Annotated in this window: 23 protein-coding genes; 14 read left to right on the top strand and 9 right to left on the bottom strand. The window is 71.2% G+C overall.

Annotated elements, in window-relative coordinates; genetic code table 11:
• Nucleotides 1-153: 153 nt before the first annotated feature.
• The gene (locus ACI2JZ_RS10225) at nt 154-1,890 is read left to right on the top strand and encodes a beta-galactosidase family protein (protein WP_404597437.1); all 1,737 of its coding nucleotides are present in this window, start codon (nt 154-156) and stop codon (nt 1,888-1,890) included.
• Between the two features lie 24 nt (nt 1,891-1,914).
• Here the strand turns inward: ACI2JZ_RS10225 and ACI2JZ_RS10230 are convergent, their stop codons facing one another.
• Nucleotides 1,915-2,412, bottom strand: coding sequence for a GAF domain-containing protein (locus ACI2JZ_RS10230; protein ID WP_404597438.1), 498 nt, complete (start codon nt 2,410-2,412; stop codon nt 1,915-1,917).
• A 144-nt stretch (nt 2,413-2,556) separates the two neighbouring features.
• On the opposite strand from ACI2JZ_RS10230, the gene ACI2JZ_RS10235 reads away from it, so the two are divergent.
• Complete coding sequence (locus tag ACI2JZ_RS10235) at nt 2,557-4,017, top strand: MFS transporter (RefSeq protein WP_247623058.1); 1,461 nt, start codon at nt 2,557-2,559, stop codon at nt 4,015-4,017.
• A gap of 88 nt (nt 4,018-4,105) precedes the next feature.
• Here ACI2JZ_RS10235 and ACI2JZ_RS10240 read toward each other — a convergent pair whose 3' ends face one another.
• Nucleotides 4,106-5,137: a S66 peptidase family protein gene (locus tag ACI2JZ_RS10240; RefSeq protein WP_404597439.1), complete on the bottom strand. Its 1,032-nt coding sequence runs from the start codon at nt 5,135-5,137 to the stop codon at nt 4,106-4,108.
• Nucleotides 5,138-5,267: 130 nt separating this feature from the next.
• On the opposite strand from ACI2JZ_RS10240, the gene ACI2JZ_RS10245 reads away from it, so the two are divergent.
• Nucleotides 5,268-5,474 (top strand): AsnC family protein, encoded by a 207-nt coding sequence (locus tag ACI2JZ_RS10245; RefSeq protein ID WP_247623060.1) that lies wholly within the window; start codon nt 5,268-5,270, stop codon nt 5,472-5,474.
• A gap of 68 nt (nt 5,475-5,542) precedes the next feature.
• A complete protein-coding gene (locus tag ACI2JZ_RS10250; RefSeq protein ID WP_404597440.1) occupies nt 5,543-7,444 on the top strand; it encodes an ABC transporter ATP-binding protein in 1,902 nt (633 codons plus the stop codon).
• Between the two features lie 186 nt (nt 7,445-7,630).
• On the opposite strand, the gene ACI2JZ_RS10255 is transcribed toward ACI2JZ_RS10250, so the two are convergent.
• Nucleotides 7,631-9,493 (bottom strand): phosphoenolpyruvate carboxykinase (GTP), encoded by a 1,863-nt coding sequence (locus ACI2JZ_RS10255; protein ID WP_404597441.1) that lies wholly within the window; start codon nt 9,491-9,493, stop codon nt 7,631-7,633.
• 111 nt (nt 9,494-9,604) lie between these two features.
• Between ACI2JZ_RS10255 and ACI2JZ_RS10260 the strand changes: the two genes are divergently transcribed.
• The gene (locus ACI2JZ_RS10260) at nt 9,605-11,047 is read left to right on the top strand and encodes an XRE family transcriptional regulator (protein WP_247955793.1); all 1,443 of its coding nucleotides are present in this window, start codon (nt 9,605-9,607) and stop codon (nt 11,045-11,047) included.
• Between the two features lie 33 nt (nt 11,048-11,080).
• Here the strand turns inward: ACI2JZ_RS10260 and ACI2JZ_RS10265 are convergent, their stop codons facing one another.
• A complete protein-coding gene (locus ACI2JZ_RS10265) occupies nt 11,081-12,175 on the bottom strand; it encodes a winged helix DNA-binding domain-containing protein (protein WP_404597442.1) in 1,095 nt (364 codons plus the stop codon).
• 151 nt (nt 12,176-12,326) lie between these two features.
• Between ACI2JZ_RS10265 and ACI2JZ_RS10270 the strand changes: the two genes are divergently transcribed.
• Together ACI2JZ_RS10270 and ACI2JZ_RS10275 are read left to right on the top strand one after the other, a co-directional pair.
• Complete coding sequence (locus tag ACI2JZ_RS10270) at nt 12,327-12,698, top strand: DMT family transporter (protein WP_404597443.1); 372 nt, start codon at nt 12,327-12,329, stop codon at nt 12,696-12,698.
• Complete coding sequence (locus ACI2JZ_RS10275) at nt 12,695-13,012, top strand: multidrug efflux SMR transporter (RefSeq protein ID WP_247623066.1); 318 nt, start codon at nt 12,695-12,697, stop codon at nt 13,010-13,012. The genes ACI2JZ_RS10270 and ACI2JZ_RS10275 overlap by 4 nt, the downstream gene beginning before the upstream one ends.
• 22 nt (nt 13,013-13,034) lie before the next feature.
• Here ACI2JZ_RS10275 and murQ read toward each other — a convergent pair whose 3' ends face one another.
• Both murQ and ACI2JZ_RS10285 read right to left on the bottom strand, forming a co-directional pair.
• On the bottom strand, nt 13,035-13,970 hold the full coding sequence (gene murQ / locus ACI2JZ_RS10280) for an N-acetylmuramic acid 6-phosphate etherase (RefSeq protein WP_404597444.1): 936 nt from the start codon (nt 13,968-13,970) through the stop codon (nt 13,035-13,037).
• The gene (locus tag ACI2JZ_RS10285; protein WP_404597445.1) at nt 13,960-14,862 is read right to left on the bottom strand and encodes an N-acetylglucosamine kinase; all 903 of its coding nucleotides are present in this window, start codon (nt 14,860-14,862) and stop codon (nt 13,960-13,962) included. The genes murQ and ACI2JZ_RS10285 overlap by 11 nt, the downstream gene beginning before the upstream one ends.
• A gap of 64 nt (nt 14,863-14,926) precedes the next feature.
• Between ACI2JZ_RS10285 and ACI2JZ_RS10290 the strand changes: the two genes are divergently transcribed.
• On the top strand, nt 14,927-15,787 hold the full coding sequence (locus ACI2JZ_RS10290) for a MurR/RpiR family transcriptional regulator (RefSeq protein WP_247623069.1): 861 nt from the start codon (nt 14,927-14,929) through the stop codon (nt 15,785-15,787).
• Between the two features lie 6 nt (nt 15,788-15,793).
• Here the strand turns inward: ACI2JZ_RS10290 and ACI2JZ_RS10295 are convergent, their stop codons facing one another.
• Entirely contained in the window at nt 15,794-16,918 is a 1,125-nt protein-coding gene (locus tag ACI2JZ_RS10295; protein ID WP_247955789.1) for a DUF998 domain-containing protein, read from the bottom strand.
• Between the two features lie 85 nt (nt 16,919-17,003).
• On the opposite strand from ACI2JZ_RS10295, the gene ACI2JZ_RS10300 reads away from it, so the two are divergent.
• Entirely contained in the window at nt 17,004-17,654 is a 651-nt protein-coding gene (locus ACI2JZ_RS10300) for an HAD-IA family hydrolase (protein ID WP_247623071.1), read from the top strand.
• A 38-nt stretch (nt 17,655-17,692) separates the two neighbouring features.
• On the opposite strand, the gene ACI2JZ_RS10305 is transcribed toward ACI2JZ_RS10300, so the two are convergent.
• Complete coding sequence (locus ACI2JZ_RS10305; protein WP_247955787.1) at nt 17,693-18,286, bottom strand: TetR/AcrR family transcriptional regulator; 594 nt, start codon at nt 18,284-18,286, stop codon at nt 17,693-17,695.
• A gap of 43 nt (nt 18,287-18,329) precedes the next feature.
• Nucleotides 18,330-18,764 carry an Lrp/AsnC family transcriptional regulator gene (locus ACI2JZ_RS10310; protein ID WP_247623073.1) on the bottom strand — a complete coding sequence of 145 codons (435 nt, stop codon included), beginning with the start codon at nt 18,762-18,764 and terminating at the stop codon, nt 18,330-18,332.
• Between the two features lie 150 nt (nt 18,765-18,914).
• Between ACI2JZ_RS10310 and ACI2JZ_RS10315 the strand changes: the two genes are divergently transcribed.
• Genes ACI2JZ_RS10315 through ACI2JZ_RS10335 form a run of 5 tightly spaced genes read left to right on the top strand, consistent with a single transcriptional unit; the run spans nt 18,915 to nt 24,366 of the window.
• Nucleotides 18,915-20,042 (top strand): thiamine pyrophosphate-dependent enzyme, encoded by a 1,128-nt coding sequence (locus ACI2JZ_RS10315; protein WP_404597446.1) that lies wholly within the window; start codon nt 18,915-18,917, stop codon nt 20,040-20,042.
• Nucleotides 20,039-21,088 (top strand): alpha-ketoacid dehydrogenase subunit beta, encoded by a 1,050-nt coding sequence (locus tag ACI2JZ_RS10320; protein WP_404597447.1) that lies wholly within the window; start codon nt 20,039-20,041, stop codon nt 21,086-21,088. Before ACI2JZ_RS10315 ends, ACI2JZ_RS10320 begins: the two co-directional genes overlap by 4 nt.
• Nucleotides 21,085-22,431 (top strand): dihydrolipoamide acetyltransferase family protein, encoded by a 1,347-nt coding sequence (locus ACI2JZ_RS10325; protein ID WP_404597448.1) that lies wholly within the window; start codon nt 21,085-21,087, stop codon nt 22,429-22,431. The genes ACI2JZ_RS10320 and ACI2JZ_RS10325 overlap by 4 nt, the downstream gene beginning before the upstream one ends.
• Before the next feature lie 10 nt (nt 22,432-22,441).
• Nucleotides 22,442-23,629 (top strand): thiolase family protein, encoded by a 1,188-nt coding sequence (locus ACI2JZ_RS10330; protein WP_404597449.1) that lies wholly within the window; start codon nt 22,442-22,444, stop codon nt 23,627-23,629.
• On the top strand, nt 23,626-24,366 hold the full coding sequence (locus ACI2JZ_RS10335; protein WP_404597450.1) for an enoyl-CoA hydratase/isomerase family protein: 741 nt from the start codon (nt 23,626-23,628) through the stop codon (nt 24,364-24,366). The genes ACI2JZ_RS10330 and ACI2JZ_RS10335 overlap by 4 nt, the downstream gene beginning before the upstream one ends.
• Nucleotides 24,367-24,386: the final 20 nt, after the last annotated feature.

Genomic DNA, 24,386 nt, shown 5'->3' on the forward strand with positions numbered 1-24,386 from the left:
GTGGCTGGCGGGTGGTTTGTTGACGGCATACGCGCTGGTCTCCGTCTAAACAATTTCCCCGGGGGGGGGATGGGGCCCAAACACAGGCAGATGGAAAGAAACGTGAGGGGGGCCCCCCCCCCGCCCACTTCTCTACCGAAAGCACTTCACATCGTGACCTCCTTCACCATCGGCGACACCGACTTCCTCCGCGACGGACGGAAGCACCAGGTCATCGCCGGCGCCCTGCACTACTTCCGCATCCACCCGGACCAGTGGCAGGACCGCATCCGCAAGGCGCGCCTGATGGGTCTCAACACGATCGAGACCTACGTCGCCTGGAACGCGCACGAACCTCGGCGCGGCGAGTGGGACGCCACCGGATGGAACGACCTCGGCCGCTTCCTCGACCTCGTGCACGCGGAGGGGATGGACGCGATCGTGCGCCCCGGACCGTACATCTGCGCCGAGTGGCACAACGGCGGCCTGCCGACCTGGCTGACCGCCGGCGAGCGCGCTCTGCGCTCCTCCGATCCGGCGTTCCTCGCCGATATCAGCGCCTACCTGCGCCGCGTGTACGAGATCGTCGCCCCGCGTCAGATCGACCGCGGAGGTCCCGTCGTGCTCGTGCAGATCGAGAACGAGTACGGCGCCTACGGCTCCGACAAGGCCTACCTCGAAGCCCTCGTCGCCCTCACCCGCGAGGCCGGGATCACGGTGCCGCTCACGACCGTCGATCAGCCCACCGATCAGATGCTCGCCGATGGCAGCCTGCCCGAGCTCCACAAGACCGGCTCGTTCGGATCGCGCAGCACCGAGCGTCTCGCGACCCTGCGCGCGCACCAGCCCACCGGCCCCCTCATGTGCTCCGAGTTCTGGGACGGATGGTTCGACTGGTGGGGCGGAGTGCACCACACGACCGACGTGGATGCCGCGGCATCCGATCTCGACGCCCTGCTCGCCGCAGGAGCGTCGGTGAACATCTACATGTTCCACGGCGGCACGAACTTCGGCCTGACGAACGGCGCGAACCACAAGGGTCGCTACCTCCCGATCGTCACGTCGTACGACTACGACGCCCCGCTCGACGAGGCCGGCGATCCGACGGCGAAGTTCTTCGCCTTCCGCGACGTGATCGCGAAGTACGCGCCCGTCCCCGACGAGCTGCCCGCGCCCCGGGCATCCGCCCCGGTCGCGAGCGTCGAACTCACGCCGGCCGGCGCATGGACGGATGCCGCGGCATCCGCTTCTCCTGCTCCACTCCCGGCCACATTCGATGAGTTGGGGCACCTCAGCGCCCTCGTGCGCTACGACCTGGCCCTTCCTCCGATGAGCGGCCCCGGGCTGCTCACGGTCGAGGAGGTGCGCGACCTCGCCTGGGTGAGCGTCGACGGCCAGCCCGTCGGCACCCTGTCGCGCACGCGGCACGACCAGGCGCTGCGGATCCCCGCCGGTCGAGCCCTCAGCATCCTCGTCGAGGAGCAGGGTCGCGTGAACTACGACCATCGTCTCGGCGAGGAGAAGGGCCTGATCGGCGCTCCGATGCTCGATGGTGCGCCCCTCGGCGACTGGACCTCGACTCCGCTCGACGTGCAGGCCATCGCCGACGAGGTCGCGACCCGCACTGCCCCCCGATCGGGCGACGGCCCGCGCGCCTGGACGGGTGACCTCGTGCTGGATGCTCCGGCCGACCTCTTCCTCGACACCGGCGCGTGGAGCAAGGGATACGCGTTCGTGAACGGGTTCTTCCTCGGCCGCTACTGGCGCAACGGTCCGCAGCGCACGCTGTTCGTTCCCGCGCCGGCGACCCGCGCCGGGGAGAACCGCGTCGTCGTCCTCGAGCTCGAGGAACTGCTCTCGCCGCGTGCGGAGTTCGTGCGCGGACTGTGCCTGGGCGACACCGAGGAGTGACCGTACCCGGCGAAAGCCGAGAGCTCAGACGTCGCCGCGGTGCTGCTGCCAGATCGCTGCCGTGGGCGGCGTGACGCCCTCGGCACGGATGCGCTGCCAGTTGCGTCCGCCACGACCGAAGGCGGCCTGCACGGCACCGGGGACGACGCTCTCCTCGATCGGCTCGAGGATCCAGTCGCAGCGGCGCACGTGCACGAGGTCCGCGGCGAGCGCCTCCGCCGTGGCGTCGTAGGTCCACGGGCCGGTGAGCCGCCCGAGGTAGCTCAGGCCGTCGATGTCGCGCGTCCAGACGTAGGCCCCGATCGGCGCCTTGGCGAAGCGCTCGATCCTCCACGCCAAACGGATGCCGCTCTGCTCGTCGGCGCGGGCGAGCGCGGACTCCAGAGTCGTCGGCGACGGCGACACCCGGCCGCCGATGCCGCAGATCCCGAGCGCGAGCCCCCGCTCGGCGCCGACACCCCGCGGCACGGCGTCATCGCGCGAACGCATCGGGGCCCGGTAGACGGGCATTTCGGTCGCCATGCAGATGTCCCCTCGTCGGCCCGACTCTACGCATCGCGTCACACAGGGCCTTCTGACCCCGCCCGGCGTACAGCGAACACTCAGGAAGGCGTAAACTCGCCCGAGTGCCTCGGTGTACCGAGGCACTTATTCCTAAGGAGCAGCATGAGTACGACCACAGCGCCGGCGAATCCCCGCTCGCGTGTCATCACCGCGAGCCTGGTCGGCACGACCATCGAGTTCTACGACTTCTACGCCTACGCCACGGCGGCCGTGCTCGTGTTCCCGGTCCTCTTCTTCCCGACCGGCAACGACACCACGTCCCTCCTCGCCTCGTTCGGTGTCTTCGGCGCGGCGATGGTCGCCCGCCCCATCGGCGCGGTGGTCTTCGGACACTTCGGCGACAAGTACGGCCGCAAGGCGACGCTCGTCGCCTCGCTGCTCACGATGGGTATCGCGACGTTCCTCATCGGGCTCCTGCCCACCTTCCAGCAGATCGGCTGGGTGGCCGCCCTCCTGCTGCTGATCATGCGTCTCGCGCAGGGCTTCGCGCTCGGCGGCGAGTGGTCGGGTGCGGCCCTGGTCGCCACCGAGAACGCCCCGAAGGGCAAGCGCGCCTGGTACGGCACCTTCCCGCAGCTGGGCGCCCCGCTCGGGTTCATCATCGCGAACCTGCTGTTCCTCAGCATCAACTGGCTGCTCCCCCACGCCGAGAACCCGGCGCTGAAGTCCGAGGCGTTCCTCTCGTGGGGCTGGCGCATCCCGTTCCTGTTCTCCGCCGTGATGGTCATCATCGGCCTCTGGGTGCGTCTGCGCCTCGTCGAGTCCGACACCTTCAAGAAGGCCGAGACCAAGGGCACGATCCGCAAGCTCCCGCTCGCGACCGTCTTCCGCCACCACTGGAAGCAGCTCATCCTCGGCACGTTCTTCATGCTGGCCACGTACGTGCTGTTCTACCTGATGACGAACTTCACGCTGTCGTACGGCACGAAGGCGGCCTCGCTCGAGACGGCATCCGCCGCCGCACAGGCCGCCGCGGAGGCCGCCGGCAACGACTTCGACGCGTCGGCGTTCGCCGCCCAGTTCTACCCCGGTCTCGGCTTCGGCTACACGGACTTCGTGCTCATGCAGATCATCGGTGTCGTGTTCTTCGGAATCTTCACCCTGCTGTCGGGTCCGATCGCCGACAAGATCGGCCGCCGCAAGCTGCTGCTCTGGGTCACGGGCCTCATCATCATCTTCGGTCTGACGTTCAACGCCTTCCTGCTGCCTGCCGTCGACCCGAAGTTCACCGGTGCTCTCGCCCAGGCGTTCCTCGTGTTCGGCTTCATGCTCATGGGCGCCACTTTCGGCCCGATGGGCGCCCTGCTGCCCGAGCTCTTCCCGACGAACGTGCGCTACTCGGGCTCGGCGATCTCGTACAACGTCTCGTCGATCCTCGGCGCGGCCGTCGCACCCCTCATCGCGGTGTGGCTGTGGCAGGCGGGCGGCGGCGCCCCGTGGCTCGTGGGTCTGTACCTCTCGTCGATGGGTGTTCTCACGTTCATCGCCCTGGTGCTCTCGAAGGAGACGAAGGACGTCGACTACGAGGACGACCTCGGCGTGGCGGCGACGCCGCAGCCGTAACGGCATCAGTCACCGCAGAACGCCTCTGGGCCCCTGGGACGAACTCAGGGATCCGGGGGCGTTCTCGCGTTCCCCCGACGGTCGCGCGTCAGTAGTCGGCGAAGATCCGGTGTGCGACGCCGTCGAGGGTCATCGTGCCGCCGTAGGGCACGATCCACTGCGGGCGGGTGTGCCCGAAGGGCGGGCCGACGCACACCACCGCCTCCGGGTTGTAGCGCGCGACGACATCGATCACGACGTCGCACTGGGCTGCACGCAGGGCGCGCGCCTCCTCGGCGGACGGCGAGAAGTCGAAGTCGCTCACCGGCGGTCGCGCGACCACCACCCCTGCGACAGCCGAGAGGATGCCGCGCTCCCCCAGCCCGCGCAGCCATCGGTGCACCCAACTCGCCGGCGGACGCTCCTCACTCGTCTCCAGCAACAGGATCGACCCGGCGAGATCATCGATCACCGGCAGGCGGTCAGCGAGGGCGAGGCTGTCGATGACCTCCAGGCATCCGCCCCAGGTCCGCCCCGAGACCGTGCGCGCAGGCCCCGCCCACGTCCACGCTTCCGTCGGGGTCCGGTCGCCGAACTCGGTCAACGCGCGCGGATCGGTCCAGCGACGACCGATGTCCTCGGACTCCCCCGGCTCGGTGATCTCGATCGTGCCGCGGTCGAGGAGCGCCGCACGCAGCGACAGCAGGTGAACGTCGTCGACGGCGGCGCCCGGCCCCAGGTGGACAGCGGTCGAGCCGCCGTAGTACCCGCGGATGCCGAGCCCCCAGAGCCAGTTGAGGATGTTCGTGTTGTCGCTGTACCCGAGGAACGGCTTGGGATCGGCGAGCGCCAGCGCGGGATCGAGGTGCGGCACGACGAGGATCTGGTCATCGCCGCCGATGGTCGCCAGGATCGCTCGGATGCTCGGATCGGCGAACGCCGCATTGACGTCGGCGGCCCGTGCTTCCGGACTCGCGCCGAGGAGGCGCGTCGTCGGGTACTCGACGGGGACGAGTCCGGTGAGCTCGGCGAGCCGTCTCATCGCCTGCTCGTGGATCTCGGGTGCGGTGGCCGGAGCGGCGAAGGCGGGAGACAGCACGGCGACGCGGTCGCCGGGTCGGAGTGCGGGAGTGTCGAGCATCCGCCCAGTCTGCCAATCACGGGTTCGAATCGCTCACTTCGCCGTTTCGCGGGGTCGGAATCGACGAAGCGAGCGATTCGAAACGTCAATTCGGGTTGACGCCGGCTCAGGTGTCAACTAGCGTTGACGCATGAGCATCCGCACCGCGATCGCGACCGACCCCGAGGGCGAGCCCCTCGCCGAGCTGAACCGGCTCACGGCACTCCGCCGCGAGATCTCGCGCGCCGAGGAGGCTCAAGTGCGCCGGGCGCGCAACGGCGGCTACTCCTGGCAAGCCATCGCCAGCGCCCTCGGCGTATCGAAGCAGGCCGCGCACCGCCGGTTCGGGCGATCCTGAGCGACCGCGGACGCCCTCCGCACGAAGTACGGTCGTAGTACCCCCTTTTTCCCAGAACGAGGTCTTCCATGTCCCGGACGGCGACACCGCGCCGACGCGGACGCGGCGCGCAGCAGGATGGCCCGCGCGCCACGTTCCGCCAGCTCCTCCCCTTCCTCTTCGAGCACAAGCGCACGCTCGTCGTCGTGGCCGTGCTCAGCGTCTTCGGCGCCGCGACCTCGCTGGTGCAACCGCTGCTCGTCGGGCAGGTCATCGAAGCCGTGCAGTCCGGCGGCACGCTCGGGATCCTGGTGTGGTTGCTGATCGGGTTCGTGATCGTGTCGTCGATCATCTCCGGCTTCCAGCACTACCTGCTGCAGCGCACCGGCACCGCGGTCGTGCTCTCCAGCCGCCGCAAGCTCATCGCCCGCATCCTGCACCTGCCGACCTCGGAGTTCGACGCGCGCCGCACCGGCGACCTCGTCTCGCGCGTCGGCACCGACACGACCCTGCTCTACGCCGTGCTCACGCAGGGACTGGCGGATGCCGTCGGCAGCGCCGTGCTCTTCGTGGGAGCCCTCGTGGCGATGCTCGTGATCGACCCGATCCTCCTGCTGCTGATCGTGCTGGTGATCGGCGTCTCCGTCGTCGTCGTGGTGGCGCTCAGCGGCCGCATCCGCACGGCCTCGACCGCGCAGCAGCAGAAGGTCGGCGAGCTGGCCTCCGGGGTGGAGCGCGCGGTGGGGTCCATCCGCACGATCCGCGCGTCCGGCGCGACCGAGCGCGAGACCGCGACCGTGTCGCAGACGGCCGACGAGGCCTACGGCATCGGCGTGCGGATCGCGAAGATCTCCTCGCTCGTGGTTCCGGTCGCGGGCATCGCCCTCCAGCTCTCGTTGATCGTGGTGCTCGGCGTCGGCGGGTTCCGGGTCGCCGCCGGTGCACTCTCGATCGCCTCGCTGATCGCGTTCATCATGTTCCTGTTCCTGCTGGTCATGCCGCTCGCGACGACGTTCGGGGCGATCACCTCGGTCAACCAGGCGCTCGGCGCGCTCGGCCGCATCCAGGAGGTGCTCGAGCTGCCGACCGAGACGCAGGACGACGAGCGGATCGCCGCCGACATCGTGCACACCGCGACGGCACCGGATGCTCCCGCGATCGAGTTCCGCGACGTGCACTTCCGCTACCCCGACAACGTGGTCGCTGCGCGCGAGGCGGCGGCGAAGGCCGCCCGGACGCTGCTCGAAGACGCCCACGTCGAGAAGCCGGAGACGACCCTCGACACCGTTCCCGCAGCTGACGCCCCCGACCGCGAGGTGCTGCGCGGCGTCTCGTTCGCCGTTCCCCGCGGCGCCCGCGTCGCTCTCGTCGGGCCCAGCGGCGCCGGCAAGAGCACGATCCTCTCGCTCGTCGAGCGCTTCTACGACCCGACGGGCGGATCGATCCGCGTCCACGGGCACGACGCGCGCACCTACCCTCGCGACGAGCTGCGCGCGCACTTCGGCTACGTCGAGCAGGACGCTCCGACCCTCGCCGGCACGCTCGCCGACAACCTGCGGCTCGCCTCGCCCGCGGCATCCGATGCGGACTGCGAACGGGTGCTGCGCGCGGTCAACCTGGGCGACGTGCTCGAGCGCAGCCCCCTGGGCCTTGCGGCACCGGTCGGCGAAGACGGCGTGATGCTCTCGGGCGGCGAGCGCCAGCGACTCGCGATCGCCCGCGCCCTGCTCACCGACGCTCCGATCCTGCTGCTCGACGAGTCGACCTCCTCGCTCGACGGCGTGAACGAGCAGCGCATGCGCGAGGCGATCGACGCCGTCTCGAACGACCGCACCCTCGTGGTGATCGCGCACCGCCTCTCGACGGTCGTCGACAGCGACCTCATCGTCGTGCTGCAGGACGGCGCGGTGGTCGGTCAGGGCACGCACGCGGAGCTCGTCGAGTCGACGCCGCTGTACCGCGACCTCGCCCGCCACCAGCTGCTCGCCTGATCCGAGCGCTGCCCCCGGCCACACGGCGCGACGCGCACGGAAAGACGCGACGGCGGGATACCGGAGACCACTCAGCCATGGGTTCGTCTCCGACATCCCGCCGTCGCGGGTCTGTGCGCGCGTCCTGCGATGAGGACCCGCAGAGGTGCCGGCTCCCCCGAACCGGCACCTGGCCCTGCGCTCCGGTTACGCCTTCTCGAGGCGGTACCGGAGCGACGCCAGTTCGGCACGCAGGGCGGCCGGAAGCCGGTCGCCGAACGTGTCGTAGAACTCCTCGGTGCGATCGGCCTCGATCCGCCACGCCGCGGGGTCGACCTCGAACAGCTCGTCGAGGTCGGCCTGCGGGATGTCGAGCCCCGTGAGGTTGAGGTCCTGCGTGCGCGGCAGGCGCCCGATCGGACTGTCGACGGCCGGCACCTCGCCGGCGATCCGGCGGATGATCCAGTCGACGACCCGCGAGTTGTCACCGAACCCGGGCCACAGGAAGCGGCCGTCGTCGCCGCGGCGGAACCAGTTGACCTGGAAGATGCGCGGCGCACGATCGAAGCGCAGACCGCGACCGACCTTCAACCAGTGGCCGAAGTAGTCGCCCATGTTGTAGCCGCAGAACGGGAGCATCGCGAAGGGATCGCGGCGCAGCTCGCCGAGGGTTCCCTCGGCCGCGGCGGTGCGCTCGGACGAGATGTTCGATCCGAGGAAGACGCCGTGGGTCCAGTCGGTCGCCTCGACGACGAGCGGCACGTTGCTGGCGCGACGCCCACCGAACAGGATGACGTCGAGCGGCACCGCCTCCTCCCAGTCCTCCGCGATCTGCGGGCACTGGGCCGCGGAGACGGTGAAGCGGGAGTTCGGGTGCGCGGCGGGACGGCCGGAGTCCGGCGTCCAGGCATTGCCCTGCCAGTCGGTGAGCTCGGCGGGAGCGGTGTCGGTCAGTCCCTCCCACCACACATCGCCGTCGGGGCGCAGGGCGACGTTCGTGAAGATCGTGTTGCCCCACAGCGTCTCGACCGCCGTGACGTTGGTCGCCTCACCCGTGCCCGGAGCGACGCCGAAGAAACCGGCCTCGGGGTTGATCGCCCAGAGGCGCCCGTCCTCGCCCGGACGGATCCACGCGATGTCGTCGCCGAGCGTCTCGACCGTCCATCCGGGGATCGTGGGGCGCAGCATCGCGAGGTTTGTCTTGCCGCACGCCGAGGGGAACGCCGCAGCCACGTGGTAGGCGGTGCCCTGCGGGTCGATCACGCGGATCAGCAGCATGTGCTCGGCGAGCCAGCCCTCGTCGCGAGCGATCACCGAGGCGATGCGCAGCGCGAAGCACTTCTTGGCGAGGATCGCGTTACCGCCGTATCCCGAGCCGTAGGAGAACACCTCGAGGGTGTCGGGGAAGTGCACGATGTACTTCTCGTCGTTGCACGGCCACTCGGCATCCGCCTGTCCCGGCGCGAGCGGGGCGCCGACGGTGTGCGCGGTGCGCACCCACGGGGCGCCGTCGGCGATCTGCCGGGTGACGGCATCGCCGACGCGGGTCATGATGCCGATCGAGGCGACCGCGTAGGCGCTGTCGGTGATCTGCACGCCGATGTGCGAGAGCGGGCCGCCGACCGCACCCATCGAGAACGGCACGACGTACATCGTGCGTCCGCGCATGGACCCGGCGAACAGGTCCGTCATCTTCTCGTGCATCTCGGCGGGCGGTGCCCAGTTGTTCGTGGGACCTGCGTCCTCCTCCTTCTCGGAGGAGATGAACGTGCGCCCCTCGGTGCGGGCGACGTCGCTGGGGTGCGAGCGGGCGAGGTACGAGCCGGGACGCCACTCGGGGTTGAGCTTGATGAGCTTGCCCTCGGAGACGAGGCCGCGCAGCAGCCAGTCGTTCTCGGCGCGCGACCCGTCGACCCAGTGCACGGAATCGGGCTGCGTCAGCTCCGCCATCTCGTCGACCCAGGCCACCAGCTCCGCCATCGCGGGAGTGTCATAGGCCGGTACCGCGCCGAAGGTGCGCGCGGCGGCGACGGGCGAGGTGCGAGGGGTGAAGACTTCGGCGATGGCCATGGGCTGCTCCTTTGAAGTGTGGGGCGTTGAACCCATCTTCTTCGGCATTCCTCGGGACTTTTCGACGATCCCGGTCGTAAATATCGCAATTCTTTCGTCTAAGATCAAGGAATGGCGTCCTCCGGCATCCATCTCACGACCCTCGGCCATCGCATCCGTCACCACCGGCAGGCTCAGGGGTTCACCCTCGACGAGCTCGGCGCGCTCGTGGGCGTCGCGGGGTCGCAGCTCAGCCTGATCGAGAACGGCAAGCGCGAGCCGAAACTCTCGCTGCTGCAGGCCATCGCCCAGGCCACGGGCACCGAGGTCACCGACCTCATCTCGGGGGAGCCGCCGAACCGCCGCGCGGCCCTCGAGATCGAGCTCGACCGCGCGCAGGAGAGTCCGGTGTTCCGCCAGCTCGGCATCTCCCCCGTGCGCGTGACGAAGGGCATGAGCGACGAGACGATCGAGTCGGTGCTGGGGCTGCACCGCGAGCTCCAGCGCCGCGAGCGCGAGGCCATCGCGACCCCGGAGGAGGCCCGCCGCGCCAACACCGAGCTCCGGCTGCGGATGCGGGCGCAGAACAACTACCTGGGTGACATCGAGAAGCTCGCCGAGAAGCAGCTCAAGGCCGCCGGGCACGTGCAGGGCGCGCTCAGCCACCGCACCGTGAGCATCATGGCCGAGCGCCTCGGGTTCGAGCTCATCTACGTCAACGACCTGCCGCACTCCACGCGCTCGGTCACCGACCTCGAGAACGGGCGCATCTACCTGCCGCCCGCTTCCATCCCCGGCGGCCACGGCCTGCGCTCCATGGCGCTGCAGGCGATGGCCCACCGCCTGCTCGGGCACACCCCGCCCACCGACTACGCCGACTTCCTGCAGCAGCGCCTCGAGATCAACTACTTCGGTGCGTGCTGCCTGCTGCCCGAGACCGCATCCGTCGCCTTCCTGCAGCAGGCCAAGAAGGATCGCAACCTCGCCGTCGAGGACTTCCGCGACGCCTTCGGTGTCACGCACGAGGCCGCGGGGATGCGGATGACCAACCTGCTCACCCAGCACCTGGGCATGTCGCTGCACTTCCTGCGCGTGGACTCCGACGGCGCGATCACCCGCGTCTACGAGAACGACGACCTGCCCCTGCCCATGGACGTCACCGGGGCCGTCGAGGGTCAGCGCGTGTGCCGCAAGTTCCAGGCACGGGCGGCCTTCACGCAGCAGAACCGCACGACCGAGCACCACCAGTACACCGACACTCCGTCGGGCACGTTCTGGTGCTCGACCCAGACCGGGTCGTCGGCCGACGGCGAGTTCTCGATCACGGTGGGCGTCCCCTTCGACGACGCACGCTGGTGGCGCGGTCGCGAGACGACCGATCGCGCGGTGTCGAACTGCCCCGACGAATCGTGCTGCCGACGCCCGTCGTCGGAGCTGACGGAGCGCTGGAACGGCAAATCGTGGCCGAGCGCCCGCGTGCACACGCACATGTTCTCGCCGCTGCCCCGTGGCGCCTTCCCCGGCGTCGACGACAGCGAGGTCTACGAGTTCCTCGGGCGTCACGCCGAGGAGTGATCCACGGCGTTCGTCTGCGGGTCGCTCCGCGGATCAGGCCGCGGCACCGAGGAACGCCGCATGACGCGCGAGCGCGGCGCGCACCTGCTCGTCGATCTCCGGATCCAGCGCCGGCCGCTCCCCCGCGGGGAACAGCTCAACGACCGCCTCACCGCCCCCGCGTCCGGATGCCGCCGGCAGACGCCACACCCCGACCACCTCGCCGTCGACGACCACGACGGGGCGCACCATGCCGTTCTTGCCCGGACCGACCGCGGCCAGCCCCTCGGGCGGGCACACGAGCGCGCGATCCGCATAGGAGATGTAGTACTCGTCGAAGGCTCCGAGCACCTGCACCCGTGGCGCCCCGGGCGAGCGACGCGGCGGTGCGACCGCTGCATAGGTGCCCTCCTCGACCTCGACCACGCGGACGCCCGCGCGGGCCACGGCCTCGCGCGACGCCCCGAGGGTGAGCCCCGACCACCACGCGAAGTCCTCGACCCGCACCGGCCCGTGACCGTCGACGTAGCGCACGAAGAGTTCGGCGAGCGGATCGTCGGGCCGCATCGAATCACGGATCCACGCGTCGGTCGCGACGAAGCGCTGTTCGCGGGTGATCCCCGCGGAGGTCGTCGCAGGCACGATCGGGCCCTGACAGATCTCGCCCCGCATCGCGAGAGCTCCGAGCAGATGCACACCGCGCTGATCCCGCGGGTCGATCCCGGCATCCGACCATCGTGCGAAGGCCTCCGCGCGGGAGCAGCCGTCATCGCGGAGCACCGGGTCGATGATCCGGGCCGCGCGTCGCAGCAGCTCGTCGTCGATACCGAGATCGCGATGGCGCGTCGCGGCGGCCGCCAACTGACGCGCCCCGGTGACCGACAGCACCCACCCCAGATCTCGTGCCGGGATCGTGTGCAGGGTACCGCGCATCGTCCAGGCACGCACGAGGTCGCCGCGATCGAACGCGCGATCGACCGCTTCCCAGGCGACGGTGCGGCGCGTGCGGGCAGCCAGCGCCCATCGCCCGGCGGTGAAATCCTGGCTCTGCACCGCCAGCATGTGCCGCGCCGCCTCGACCACCGACGCGGCGCGCGCGGTGAGCCGATGCGAACGAAGGCGCTCGCGGCGCAACGACGTGCGGTTCATGTCCCCATGATGCCCGGTGCCCCCGACACCCGTTCCCCCGACACCCGTTCACCCGCCGGACAGGGAATCCTGCGAGCATCCGACGTGTTCTCCCCTGCGGCGCACGAGCCCGGCATCCACCGTCGGCACCGCCGCTCCCGAAAGGCCCTCGATGACAGACCGACCCCACCGCTCGCCGTGGCCGCCCCTGCTGATCGCGATCGCGCTCGAGGTATCGGCGACGCTGTCACTGCGCGCGGCCGAGGGCTTCACGCATCCGCTCTGGCTGATCGTGGTCGTCGCCGGGTACACCGGGTCGCTGTGGTTGCTCTCGGTCGTGCTCGATCGGGGGATGCCGGTGGGCGTCGCCTACGGCATCTGGTCGGCGATCGGCGTCGTGCTCACCGCCGTGCTGGGCACCGTGCTGTTCGGTGAGACGCTCGGCACGGTGCAGATCATCGGTGTCGGCGCGATCGTGATCGGCGTGCTGCTCGTCGAGCTCGGCTCGCACGCCCGCCCGACCTCGACGGAGGTCGTCTCGTGATCTGGCTACTGCTGGTTCTCGCGATCGCCAGCGAGGTCACCGCCACACTGAGCCTGCGTGCCTCGGAGGGCCTGCGCCGCCGGCGGTGGATCCCCGTGATCGTCGTCGGCTACCTCGCCGCGTTCTCGCTGCTGGGCACGATCCTGGCGATGGGCATGCCCGTGGGCGTCGCCTACGGGATCTGGGCCGCCGCCGGCGTGGCGATCACGGCCGTGATGGGCCGCATCCTCTTCAAGGACCACTTCTCGGCGATGATGGCCGCGGGCGTCGCGCTCATCGCGGTCGGCGTCGCACTGATCGAGTTCGGGCACTGACCCCCGCGGCGGCCGGCCGAGCTCAGCTCAGCGCCGAGATCGCCTCGCGCAACAGGCCGTCGGCCGCGTCGAGCGCGGAGGCCGCGTCGGCGGGCGTCGCGCCGGTCGCGAGGATGAGCACCGCGAGCTTGACCGATCCGTCGGCGGCGGCGAGCGCGCGCGCGGCCTCGTCGGTGTCGACCCCGGCGAGCTGCGACACCGTACGGATCGACCGCGCGTGCAGCTTCTCGTTGGTGGCGAGCAGATCGACCATCACGCCGCGGTAGGTCTTGCCGAGCTTGATCATCGAGAGCGTCGTGAGCATGTTGACCACGAGCTTCTGCGCGGTGCCCGACTTCAGGCGCGTCGACCCGGAGATGAACTCCGGGCCCGTCACGACCTCGATCGCGATGTCGGCGACGGCACCGATCGCGGAGGCCCGGTTCGAGGCGATCGCGACCGTGAGTGCGCCGAGACCGCGGGCGTAGTCGAGCCCTCCGATCACGTAGGGCGTGCGGCCCGAGGCCGAGATGCCGACGACCGTGTCGGATGCGGTGAGCTGCAGTTCCGCCAGTGATGCGGCCGCAGCGTCGGCGTCGTCCTCGGCGTTCTCGACGGCCGAACGGATCGCCGTCTCACCGCCCGCGATGATGCCGACCACGAGCGACGGGTCGGTTCCGAAGGTGGGCGGGCACTCGCTCGCGTCGAGCACGCCGATGCGACCGGCCGTCCCCGCACCGATGTAGATGAGGCGCCCTCCGCGACGGAAGCGCTCGGTGATGCCGTCGACGGCGGCGGCGATCTGCGCGGCCTCCGCGGCCACCGCCCCCGCCACCCGGGCGTCCTCGGCGTTCATGCGCTCGACGAGCTGTGCGCTCGTCAGAAGATCGAGGTCGCCGCGCTCGGTGGTCGCGGCCTCGGTGTCGAGCTTCGACAGCTCCTCGATCAGAGCGGTGAGTCGGGTGTCGTCATTCGGCACGGTGCACGAACCTTTCGTGAGGGAGATCGAAGCGGGTGGCGAGCAGGAGGGCACCGTCGATCGCGTCGCCGACGGGCGGCCGGACCCGGCGGCCGGCGGCGGACAGCGCGTCGGTGAGCTGCGCACGGAACCAGGCGTGGTCGGTGAGTCCGCCGTGCAGCACGACATCGGGCGTCGTGGACGCCGCGACGGCGGAGGCGGTGAGCAGGCGGGTCGCCTCGGCGGCGATGGCCGCGGCGGCCTCGTCGCCGGTCTCGGCGGCATCCAGGGCGAGCGGAGCGAGGGTCGCGAGACGTCGGGCGAGTGGATCGCCGTGCGCGAGCCAAGGGATGATGTCGGATGCCGCGCCCACGGGTTCCGCGATCGCCTCCGTGAGAGAGGTCGCGGGGCCGAGACCGTCGGCGGCGCGCAGTACCGCGCGGAGCACCTCGCGGCCGAGCCAGGAGCCGCTTCCGAGGTCGCCGACGTCGGGACCCCAGCCGTCGACGAGACGGGCGCCCTCGGCATCCGTTCCGAGGGCGGCGGCGCCCGTGCCTGCGATGAGAAGCACGCCGTGGCCGCCGTCGAGCGCTCCGGCGTGGGCGGTGACGACGTCGGAGGTCACGGCGACGGGGGCCAGCACGCGCGCGGCGAGGAGACCGGCCAGGCGCTGCGCGGCGGCGGGTGCGGCCCACGCACCTGCCGCCCCGATGGAGAGGGCCGAAATCATCCCGTCCGGTACCTCGGCGAGCACGGTCTCGACCGCTGCGAGAGCGGCGCTGACACCGTCGGCGGCGGCGAGCCCCGGCGCACCTGTACCCTCATGTGCAGGCCGGCGTGTCGGATCGGCGACCACCAGCCGGCAGCGCGACTTGCCGAGGTCGACGGCGAGCACGCGGGACATCGAGATCATAAAAATAGTCTACGCAGATTGACGGCGACATGAAAGAATTCTTCACAGCCGGAAAGGGAGATGAATGAGCATCCAGACGACGATCGCGGCTTCGGTCGATACGCTGCCGCCCTCCCTCGCCCGGATCGCCCGCGCCGTCGCCGACAACCCCACCCAGGTGATCGAGAGCACGATCACCGAGCTCGCCGCGTCGTGCGACACCTCGGTCGCGTCGGTCGTGCGCTTCTGCCGCGTGATCGGGGTGAGCGGTTACGCCGCGCTGCGTCGCACCCTCGCCGCCGAGCTCGGGCGCGAATCGGTCAACTTCGGCACCAACAGCGGGTTCGGCGCCGAGATCGCCGCCGACGACAGCCTGCGTGACGCCGCCCGCAAACTCGCCGCCCTGGAACGCCTCGCGATCGAGGAGACCGTCGAGCGCCTCGACTACGACGCGCTCGGCGCGGCCGCCGAGGCCATCGAGGGCTCGGGGCGCATCCTGCTGTTCGGAATCGGGGCGAGTCGCCTGGCCGCCGCCGATCTCGGCCACAAACTGCTGCGCATCGGCCACAACGCGATCGCTCTCGACGATGCGCACGAGGCGAGCGCCGCCGCCGCCCTGCGCACCTCGCCCACCGTCGCGATCGGCTTCTCGAACTCGGGAACGACCCCCGAAGCCGTGCTCTTCCTGCAGGCCGCCCGCGACACCGGTGCCACCACGATCGGCATCACCGGAGCCGGTACCTCTCCCCTCGCCCGCGCCTCCGATCACCTCCTCCTCACCCACGCGCGCGAATCCCGCTTCCGCGCCGGCGCGATGGTGAGCCGCATCGCCCAGCTCGCGCTCGTCGACTGCCTCTTCATCGGTGCGGCGCAGTTGCGCCGCGACGTCGCGGTCGACGCCCTCGAGCGCAGCGCGGCCGCGACCCGGGCGCTGCGGGGCGAGTAGCCGTTCTCAGGCGGTGTCGACGGCGTCCGGCGCCGCCGCGGGCTCCGGCGACCGCTCATGGATCGAGCCCGCCGTGCGCAGGAACACGATGATCCAACTGAAGATGAGCACCGCGGCGATCAGCTCGACAGCGGTCAGGTTGTAGTACCCGGTCGCGAAGAACACCGCGAGCAGCACGATCACCAGCACGTACGCCCACCCGAGCAGCACGAAGACGCGCGGGATGGTGCGCAGGAGCCACGGCAGCCCGACCACGATCACGGCGAAGGCCACCGCCATCCCGGTCGCGACGGTGTTGTGCACCGCGAAGAACTCGTCGACGGGGAAGATCCCCACGCACGCCAGGAAGATGCCGATGAGGATGAGTCCCGTACGCACGATCGTGCGGCCGCGCCGATCGACCGGGTCGGTCGCGGGAAGGCCCGCGGTCGCGTAGCGGGAGATCGTCGTGACCATGACGCCCGCGATGATCAGGGTGATGTTGAAGGCGTACGAGGCGCTGTTGGAGCTCATGCCCAGCGCCGAGAGGTTGTCGCGCCACCAGTGCGGATCGCTCGAGGCGAGCATGCTCGCGAAGGCGCCGATCACGAGGAACACCGCGAGCACGAGAGACAGGGTCATCGGGGTGAGCGCGACGGAGCTGAGGAACGACACGTAGGCGGTGAGCGCGAAGGCGACACCGATGAGCACCGCTCCGGGGAACGCGAACACCGGCGCATCCGTGAAACTCTGCTCGAGCAGTTTCGCGATCCCGAGCCAGCCGAGGTAGGCGATCGCCGCGTGCGCGAACGCGATCGCGAGCAGGTCGTACCAGCGCAGACGGTCGCCCGGCACGCTGAAGCCGTCGCGCACGGCATCCGGATCGGCATCCTCGGGGCGGGCGACGAGACGTCCGAGTGCGAACGCGAGGGCCGCGGTGGCCGCTCCCCCGTAGGCTGCGAAGTTGCCGATCGATCCCGTGCCGCTGATCGCCATCTCATGGCCGAAGAACACGGGGAAGGCGACGAGGAAACCGATCACGAGGAACAGCGCCCCGACGATGAGCGCGGCGGCCTCGAGCACGGCGTCGTCGCGCGCCGGCCCCCGCACCTGCCGGAGCACCTGGCGGACCCGTTCGGCGATCGCGTGCATGCTGCACCTCCCGCCGCCATCCTAGGGTCGCGGCGCTCGCCGATGGGGGGCGGATGCCGCGGCGCCGCGCCGTTAGCCTGGAGGGGTGACCGAGACCCTCCACGCCCGCGCCGTCCTCCTCGACATGGACGGGACCCTGGTCGACTCGACCGCCGTCGTCGAACGCCTCTGGTTGGAGTGGGCGCAGCCGCACGGGCTCGACCCCGCCACGGTGCTGCGGGTCATCCACGGCCGCCAGGGCCACCAGAGCATGTCGATCCTGCTGCCCGAGCGCGACCACGCCATCAATCTGCACGAGAACACCGTCATGCTCGCGAACGAGAGCAGCGATGTCGCGGGAGTCGTCGAGATCACCGGCGCCGCCGCACTGCTGCAGGCGCTGCTCCCCCACCCGCACGCGATCGTGACCTCGGCGAACGTCGAACTGATGACCGCGCGCATGGGCGCGGCGGGGCTCCCCCTGCCCGCCCTCACGATCACCGCCGAGAGCGTCTCGGCCTCGAAGCCCGACCCCGAGGGCTTCCTCCGCGCCGCAGCGGAGCTCGGTGTCGATCCCGCCGACTGCATCGTGTTCGAGGACTCGGGTGCCGGCATCCAGGCCGCGCACGCCGCCGGCATGCGCGTGGTCGGCGTCGGCCCGCACGCCCACGCGCACGACCCCGAGGTGCAGGTCGACGACCTCACCCGCGTCGCCGTGACGGCGACCGACGACGGCTTCACGCTGACGATCGACTGACGACCCGCGCCGCACGCCGGTGAGGCGGATGCCGCGGCTCAGCGCGTACGGAGCCCGTCGAGGGCCACGGCGAGAACGTCGCGGGCGAGGGCTTCGGCCCCTTCGGGACCGCTCGGGCGGTACCACTCCACGAGGGAGTTGACCATGCCGAAGAGCAGACGCGTCGCGACCGAGGCATCCACATCGGCGCGCACCGCGCCCTCCTCCTGCGCCGCGCGCACGATCGCGGTCACGGCCTGATCGAAGGCGCGCCGACGTTCGAGTGCGCGCCGTTCGACCTCGCTGTTGCCCCGCACGCGCAGCAGCAGCGTGACCGAGGGCAGATGCGCCACGAGCACACCGACGGCGCCCTCGAGCACCGCGGCCAGTCGGTCGCCCGGGCGCACGGCATCCGTGGCGGCCAGGACGCCCTCGAGGCCGTCGAGCGCCTCGTCGAGGGCCGTCTCGAGGATCTCCTCCTTGGAGGAGAAGTGGTGGTAGAGCGCGGCCTTCGACAGCCCGAGCCGGGCGGCGAGGGCAGCCACCGAGGTGCCGTCGTAGCCGGACTCGTTGAACACCGCCACCGCCGCGTCGAGCAGACCCCGGCGGTCGTACCCGGGGCGCCCGCGACGGACGGGGTCGGCTGCGCTCATCGCCCCAGTCTGGCACGCGGGCCGCGCGGCGAGGAGTGGCTGCTCAGCGCTCGAAGTCCTCGAAGATCAGGGTCGTGCGGGTCGTGCGGATCGACGGGATCGCCTGGATGTCCTCGAGAACGATCCGGCGGAGATCGCGCGCATCGTTCGCCCGCACGAGCAGGATCACGTCGAAGTCTCCGCCGACCAGCGCCATGTGCTCGATCTCGGGGATCGCCCGCAACCGATCCTGCACGAGCTGCCAACTGGCCTGCTCGATCGCGAGCGTGACGTAGGCGCTCGCGTGATGGCCGAGCTTCGCGGGATCCGTGCGCACGGTGTACCCCGTGATCACCCCCGCATCGGTGAGCCGTCGGATGCGGGCATGGGCGCCCGCCCGCGAGATGTGCACGGCATCCGCCAGCGCGGTCATCGACGCCCGCGCATCGCGTCGCAGCTCGTCGAGGATGGCCCGGTCGATCTCATCCAGCGTGGTCATGGCACTCCTTCGTCCCGCGTCGAATTCTGACACTTCGGCGAGCGCGAGCGCAACGAGCGCGCAATCGTCCAGCATTCAGCCGCACCTCTTGGACGACTGCGCGCGAGAGCGCATGCTGTCGTCATCAGGTTCGGCGAGGAAGGCGACCAGATGAACGACGACATGCTCCCCCGCGACGAGGCGGTGCAGCTCATCGCCCCCGACGGCACGCTCACCGAGGATGCGGACTATCCGCTCCCCGACCGCGGCGCGCTGCTCGACGCCTACCGCGGACTCGTCGAGGGACGCCGCTTCAACGACCAGGCGAGCGCACTGGTGCGCCAGGGCCGCCTCGCGGTCTACCCCTCGTCGCACGGGCAGGAGGCCTGCCAGGTCGCAGCCGCGCGGGTGCTCGACGGCGCCGCTGACTGGCTGTTCCCCACGTACCGCGACGCCGTCGCCATCATCGGACGCGGAGTCCCGCCGGCGGAGACCATGGTGCTGCTCGCCGGCGACTGGCATTCGGGCTACGACGTGCGTGCGCACCGCGTCGCCACGCAGTCCACGCCGCTCGCGACCCAGTTGCTGCACGCGGTCGGCTTCGCGTACGCCGCGAAGCGCCGCGGTGATGACACGGTCGTGCTCGCCCTGTGCGGCGACGGCGCCACCAGCGAGGGCGACTTCCACGAGGCGATGAACTTCGCGTCGGTCTTCCGCGTGCCGGTGGTCTTCTTCGTGCAGAACAACGGATTCGCGATCTCGGTGCCCCTCTCGCGCCAGACCGCTGCCCCCTCGCTCGCGCACAAGGCGATCGGCTACGGGATGCCGGGGCAGCGGGTCGACGGCAACGACGTCGCCGCGGTGCTGTCGGTGCTCGGCGCGGCCGTGCGGCGAGCACGCGCGGGCGACGGCCCCACGCTCGTCGAGGCGCACACCTATCGGATGCAGGCGCACACCAACGCCGACGACGACACCCGCTACCGCGAGCGCGCCGAGGTGCAGGCCTGGGTCGAACGCGACCCGCTGCGGCGGCTGCGCACGCATCTCCGCGCGGTCGGAGCGCTCGACGACGAGACCGAGGCCCGGTTCGCGGCGGATGCCGAGACCCTCGCGACCGAGCTGCGCACCGCGCTGAACACCGACGCCGACCTCGATCCCGAGGATCTCTTCCGATTCGTGACCGCGACCCGTTCCCCACAGCTCGAGGAGCAGTGGGCGATGCTGCGGGGCGAGATCGAGCGCACGGCGGCGGCATCCGGCGAGGCGGAGTCCGCCTCTCACGAAGGAGCATCCCGATGACGATCGCGCAGGACGGCACGCATCTCGACGGCATCCGCCCGGGCGTCGATGCGGACGGCCGCGCCCCGGTGACGCTCACGATGGCCGCGGCACTGAACCTCGCGCTCGCCGACGCCCTGACCGACGACCCCGAGGTCGTCGTCTTCGGGGAGGACGTGGGGGCGCTCGGCGGGGTCTTCCGGGTCACCGACGGACTCACCGCGCGCTTCGGCGAGGATCGCTGCTTCGACACCCCGCTCGCCGAGTCCGGCATCGTCGGCACGGCGGTGGGCATGGCGATGAACGGCATGCGCCCCGTGGTCGAGATGCAGTTCGACGCTTTCGCGCTGCCCGCGTTCGAGCAGGTGGTGAGCCACGTCGCGAAGTACGGGAACCGCACGCGCGGAGGGGTGCGGATGCCGCTGGTCATCCGCATCCCGTTCGGTGGCGGCATCGGCGGGGTCGAGCACCACTGCGACTCGTCGGAGGCGTACTACGCGCACACCCCGGGCCTCACGGTCGTGTGCCCGTCGACCCCGCAGGATGCCTACTCGCTGCTGCGGGCGGCGATCGAGTCGCCCGATCCGGTCGTCTTCCTCGAGCCCAAGAAGTTGTACTGGACGCGCGGCGAGGTCGACACCGCGCCCCGCGTCGACCTCGGCAGCGCCCGGGTCGCGCGCACCGGCACCGATGTGACGCTGCTCGCCTACGGCGCGGCCGTGCCGCTCGCGCTGGAAGCCGCCGAGGCCGCAGCCGCCGAGGGCCGCAGCGTCGAGGTCGTCGATGTGCGCTCGCTCTCCCCCTTCGACGACGCCACGGTCACGGCCGCCGTGCGCGCCACCGGTCGGGCGGTCGTGATCGCCGAGGCACCGGGCTACGCGAGCGTCGCCTCCGAGATCCAGTCACGGGTGTTCGAGCGCTGCTTCGAGCACCTCGAGGCACCGGTGCGCAAGGTGACGGGGTTCGACATCCCCTACGCCCCGCCGAAGCTCGAGCACTGGTACCTGCCCGACGTCGACCGCGTGCTCGACGCGATCGACACGCTGCACTGGGAGGACGAATCGTGAGCACCCTCACCGCGCACGTCTTCCGGTTGCCCGATCTGGGCGAGGGTCTCACCGAGGCCGGTCTCGTGCAGTGGCTCGTGGCGATCGGCGACACGATCGCCGTCGATCAGGCGATCGCCGAGGTCGAGACCGCCAAGAGCGTCGTGGAGCTGCCGTCCCCGTTCGCGGGTGTGGTGACCGCGCTGCACGGCGACGCCGGCGACACGATCACCGTCGGCGCCCCGGTGCTGGAGGTGTCGGATGCCGCGGCGGCGAGCGCCTCATCCGAAGCCGTCCTCCCCGAGAACGCGGCGCACGAGAACTACCGAGTCGAGGAACGCGCAGGCTCGGGCAACGTGCTCATCGGCTACGGCACGAGTGAACGGTCGGCGAGCGGACGCCGCCGGCGGTCGGCCGTGCACGACTCGGCCGCGACGCCCGCCGACACGGCGGAGGCACCCTCCGCCCGCACCGTCGCGGTGCGCTCGCCGATCGTTCGTCGGCTCGCCCGCGACCTCGGTCTCGACGTGCACGCGATCCCCGCGACCGGAGCCGACGGCGCCGTGACGCGCGCCGACGTGCTGCGGGCCGCGGTCGATCATGCCGTCGACGGCGCGCACGCACCGGCATCCGCGGGTCCGGCGTCGTCCGCCGACGAGATCGACGGCCTGCGCGTGCGCGCCCGTGACCGCCTGTCTCCGCTGCGCCGGGCCGTGAGCGCCCGCCTGAGCCGCAGTCGCGCCGAGATCCCCGAGGCGACCGTCTGGGTGGACGTCGACGCAACGCGTCTCTGGGATCTGCGGCGCGAGATCGCCGCGGCCGGCGAGCGCGCGCCGTCGCTGACCGCGCTGTTCGCCCGCTTCGCCCTGCTCGCGCTCGAGGACCACCCCGTGCTCGCCTCGCGTCTGGATGACGGCGGCGAGGAGCTCATCGCGTTCGAGGGCGTGAACCTCGGGGTCGCCACCGACACCGAGCGCGGGCTGCTCGTGCCGGTCGTCCCCCGCGCGCACGAGCTGAGGGTCGCGCGACTCGACGCCGCGCTGCGCGAGCTCGCCGAGACCGCCCGGGCCGGGGCGATGCCGCCCGAACGGATGCGCGGCTCGACCTTCACCCTCAACAACTACGGCGGACTCGGCGTCGACGGGTCGGCTGCGATCATCAACCACCCCGACGTGGCGATCCTCGGCATCGGACGCGTGCTCGAGCGCCCCTGGGTCGTCGACGGCGAGGTCGTCGCCCGCCGCATCGCCCAGCTGTCGCTGGTGTTCGATCACCGCGTGTGCGACGGCGGCTACGCCGCGAGCTTCCTGCGGCAGCTGGTCGCGCTGATCGAACAGCCGTTGCGCGCCTACGGGCGCGTGTGAGGAGGCCGAGATGACCGAGGCGTTCCTCATCGGCGGAGTGCGCACCCCGATCGGGCGCTACGGCGGCGCCCTCTCCGGCATCCGCCCCGACGACCTCGCCGCCCTCATGGTGCGCACCGCCGTCGATCGCGCGGGAGTGCCGGGTGCCGCGATCGACGAGGTGATCCTGGGAGCGGCGAACCAGGCCGGGGAGGACAACCGCAACGTCGCGCGCATGGCCGTGCTGCTCGCGGGGCTCCCCGACGACATCCCGGGTCTGACCGTGAACCGGCTCTGCGCCTCGGGGATGTCGGCCATCGCCCTGGCGGCGCAGGCGATCCGCGCGGGGGACGCCGAGCTGCTCGTCGCGGGCGGCGTCGAGTCGATGACCCGGGCCCCGTGGGTGCAGGCCAAGCCCGAACGGGCGTGGGCGAAACCGGGCGCCGTCGTCGACACCTCGATCGGCTGGCGGTTCACGAACCCGCGCCTCTCCGCGCGCGCAGGCACCACGCTTTCGATGCCGGAGACCGCGGAGGAGGTCGCCCGGCGCGACGGGATCACACGAGAGGATGCCGATGCGTTCGCGCTGCGCAGCCACGCACTCGCGATCGCCGCGATCGACGCGGGACGCTTCGCCGACGAGATCGTCGCCGTGCCCGCGCGCGCGGGCGAGGTCGACGTCGACGAGGGCCCGCGCCGCGACACCGACCTCAGTGCGCTCGCGTCGCTGCGCCCCGTCGTGGAGGGCGGCCGCGTCGTCACCGCCGGCAACTCGAGTTCCTTGAACGACGGGGCCTCCGCCGTGATCGTCGCCTCGGGTGAGGCCGTGCGCCGCTATGGCCTGACACCCCGTGCCCGCATCGTCACGGCGACCTCCGCCGCACTCGCTCCGGAGATCATGGGTCTCGGTCCCGTGCCGGCGACCGAGAAGGCGCTGCGGCGCACCGGCCTCGCGGTCGACGCGATCGGGGCCGTCGAGCTGAACGAGGCGTTCGCCTCCCAGTCGCTCGCCTCGATCCGCCGGCTCGGACTCGACCCGGAGCGCGTCAACCGCGACGGCGGAGCGATCGCTCTCGGGCACCCGCTCGGGTCGAGCGGGTGCCGCATCGTCGTCACGCTGCTCGGGCGCATGGAGCGCGAGGGGGCGGGGCTCGGACTCGCGACGATGTGCGTGGGCGTCGGGCAGGGCACCGCCATGATCCTGGAGCGGGTGGCATGAGCGACCCGCTGCTGATCGAACGGCGTGACGACCGCGTGCTCGCCACGCTCAACCGACCGGAGCGCCGCAACGCCATCGACCTCGCCACGATCGATGCCCTGCACGCGCTCTGCGCCGAGCTGGAAGCCGCCCCCCGCACGCTGATCCTCACGGGTGCGGGCGGCGACTTCGCGGCGGGCGCCGACATCGCCCAACTGCGCGAGCGCCGCGCCGACGATGCGCGCCGCGGGATCAACGCCACGGCCTTCCTCCGCGTGGCCGAACTGCCGATGCCGGTCATCGCCGCCCTCGACGGCTACGCGCTGGGCGGCGGTGCGGAGCTCGCCTACGCCGCCGACATCCGCATCGCCACCGCGTCGCTCCGCATCGGCAACCCCGAGACCGGACTCGGCATCCTCGCCGCTGCCGGCGCGACCTGGCGCCTGCCCGAGATCGTCGGCCACGCCCGCGCCGCCGATCTCCTGCTCACGGGCCGTGCGCTGGGCGCGGACGACGCCCTCGCCTGGGGGCTCATCTCGGCGATCCATCCGCCCGAGCAGTTGCTGCCCGCCGCGCACGCGCTCGCGGACCGCATCGCCGCGAACGACCCGCTCGCCACCCGGCACACCAAGCGCGCCCTCCGCGCGCCGCGCGCGGAACATCCGCACATCGACGGAGAACTGCAGGCCGAGCTGTTCGAGAGCCCGGAGAAGGAGCGCCGCATGACCGCCTTCCTCGATCGCACGGGTCGCTCGTGAGCGCGCCGGCCGTCGTCGGC

The organism is Microbacterium sp. NPDC087868 (assembly GCF_044900755.1).
Classification (GTDB): Bacteria; Actinomycetota; Actinomycetes; order Actinomycetales; family Microbacteriaceae; genus Microbacterium; species Microbacterium galbinum.

Coding starts and splice junctions, on each gene's coding strand:
- ACI2JZ_RS10315 (WP_404597446.1), top strand. CDS start 18,915: ATGAACGACGACATGCTCCCCCGCGACGAGGCGGTGCAGCTCATCGCC.
- ACI2JZ_RS10255 (WP_404597441.1), bottom strand. CDS start 9,493: ATGGCCATCGCCGAAGTCTTCACCCCTCGCACCTCGCCCGTCGCCGCC.
- ACI2JZ_RS10290 (WP_247623069.1), top strand. CDS start 14,927: ATGAGCATCCAGACGACGATCGCGGCTTCGGTCGATACGCTGCCGCCC.
- ACI2JZ_RS10320 (WP_404597447.1), top strand. CDS start 20,039: ATGACGATCGCGCAGGACGGCACGCATCTCGACGGCATCCGCCCGGGC.
- ACI2JZ_RS10335 (WP_404597450.1), top strand. CDS start 23,626: ATGAGCGACCCGCTGCTGATCGAACGGCGTGACGACCGCGTGCTCGCC.
- ACI2JZ_RS10270 (WP_404597443.1), top strand. CDS start 12,327: ATGACAGACCGACCCCACCGCTCGCCGTGGCCGCCCCTGCTGATCGCG.
- ACI2JZ_RS10245 (WP_247623060.1), top strand. CDS start 5,268: ATGAGCATCCGCACCGCGATCGCGACCGACCCCGAGGGCGAGCCCCTC.
- ACI2JZ_RS10305 (WP_247955787.1), bottom strand. CDS start 18,286: ATGAGCGCAGCCGACCCCGTCCGTCGCGGGCGCCCCGGGTACGACCGC.
- ACI2JZ_RS10240 (WP_404597439.1), bottom strand. CDS start 5,137: ATGCTCGACACTCCCGCACTCCGACCCGGCGACCGCGTCGCCGTGCTG.
- ACI2JZ_RS10310 (WP_247623073.1), bottom strand. CDS start 18,764: ATGACCACGCTGGATGAGATCGACCGGGCCATCCTCGACGAGCTGCGA.
- ACI2JZ_RS10235 (WP_247623058.1), top strand. CDS start 2,557: ATGAGTACGACCACAGCGCCGGCGAATCCCCGCTCGCGTGTCATCACC.
- ACI2JZ_RS10260 (WP_247955793.1), top strand. CDS start 9,605: ATGGCGTCCTCCGGCATCCATCTCACGACCCTCGGCCATCGCATCCGT.
- ACI2JZ_RS10265 (WP_404597442.1), bottom strand. CDS start 12,175: ATGAACCGCACGTCGTTGCGCCGCGAGCGCCTTCGTTCGCATCGGCTC.
- ACI2JZ_RS10295 (WP_247955789.1), bottom strand. CDS start 16,918: ATGCACGCGATCGCCGAACGGGTCCGCCAGGTGCTCCGGCAGGTGCGG.
- ACI2JZ_RS10230 (WP_404597438.1), bottom strand. CDS start 2,412: ATGGCGACCGAAATGCCCGTCTACCGGGCCCCGATGCGTTCGCGCGAT.
- ACI2JZ_RS10330 (WP_404597449.1), top strand. CDS start 22,442: ATGACCGAGGCGTTCCTCATCGGCGGAGTGCGCACCCCGATCGGGCGC.
- ACI2JZ_RS10285 (WP_404597445.1), bottom strand. CDS start 14,862: ATGATCTCGATGTCCCGCGTGCTCGCCGTCGACCTCGGCAAGTCGCGC.
- ACI2JZ_RS10250 (WP_404597440.1), top strand. CDS start 5,543: ATGTCCCGGACGGCGACACCGCGCCGACGCGGACGCGGCGCGCAGCAG.